Annotated in this window: 2 protein-coding genes; both read left to right on the plus strand. The window is 54.7% G+C overall.

The window, feature by feature from the left end:
• Window positions 1-88 precede the first annotated feature (88 nt).
• Entirely contained in the window at window positions 89-589 is a 501-nt protein-coding gene (locus NW819_RS13055; RefSeq protein WP_414414005.1) for a hypothetical protein, read from the plus strand.
• A gap of 363 nt (window positions 590-952) precedes the next feature.
• On the plus strand, window positions 953-1156 hold the full coding sequence (locus NW819_RS13060; RefSeq protein WP_414414006.1) for a hypothetical protein: 204 nt from the start codon (window positions 953-955) through the stop codon (window positions 1154-1156).
• Window positions 1157-1197 lie beyond the last annotated feature (41 nt).

Below are 1197 nucleotides of genomic sequence, written 5' to 3' on the forward strand. Positions count from 1 at the left end.
GAGAGGATTCGGTAATTAGTTTTGAAGTAGGAGGGTCTCTGATGGAGTAGAATTGGTTATCGAATCTACTACAACCAGGAGAGACCCCATGACCAATGGTACAGCACTTTCAAATACTGGGACGTCGTTGGTATCGCCCGTGACAACGAGCCTGGAGAACCTGCCTGCGCGCTTGGGAAAACGGCTGTGGGTGACGCCTGCTGCGTTTCTGCAAACAACCTGTGCCATGCAGGTTGCCCGTTGGGCGGTGAACCTGTTCCCCCGGTCGCTTCCAGATTCACATCGGCGAGGTCGCAAAAGACGGTATTCCGATGAAAGCATCCTGCTGGGAGCGTATATCCAACGCGCCTGGCAGATGCGCTACGAGATGGTGGTGGATTATTTTCGCAGCCATCCTGAGGCTGCAACGCAGGCAGGGTTTGAAGATGGGCAAGTCATCAGCGTCGGGCAATATTGGGAACGTCGTCGCGCACTTGGTCTCTGGGTGTTCTGGCTGTTCTTCGTGGGCATGGTCTGGCAATGGTATCGCCGCAACATCATGCATGGAGTGGATGTGGTGCTGGATTCCACAACCCTACAGGCCTGGTAGCATCGCGACCCGGATGCTGGATGGAGGTTTCCTCAGCGATGGAACGGTTCAATGTGGGGCGACAAGGTGCATCCCGTGTTCTGTCGTTGGTCGGAAGTGCCGATCATGGTCCTGGTGACACCGGCCAACTGCTCCGACAGCCTGGCGGCGATTCCGCTCTGAGCCTGAGCAGTAGCTTGTTTTGGTTTTCGGATTGCCATTGTCCGCGCCGATGCCGCCTATTTTACTTATGCGCTCTTGAATGACATCCGTGTCGTTTTCCATGCAGGTTTCATGATTGACGACAACTTGCGCAGAAAAGGTAAAACCGCTTGAGCCACGTTGCCTTTCCTTCGCCAATGGCGGTTTCATGCCAGATTCCGCATGGTGATTGAACGCCACGTTGCCTGGGCGAAACGTTCCTTCGGCCTGGAAGCCGCACGCTGGAGTGGACTGGTTGCCGCTTATCAGCATACGGCTTTAGTGTACAGTGTCATGGTAGGCGTGGCATTGACCGCTTACCGCTTCCAGCGCCCCGAACTTGCTGGTTCGCGCATGAAAGTCCTGGCTATCCACATGCCTGCCTAAATGTACGAATTACCGATGTACGAATTACCGAATTCTCTCTT

It is taken from the genome of Synechococcus sp. R8-2 (genome assembly GCF_047461715.1).
In the GTDB taxonomy this organism is placed as follows: Bacteria; Cyanobacteriota; Cyanobacteriia; order Thermostichales; family Thermostichaceae; genus Thermostichus.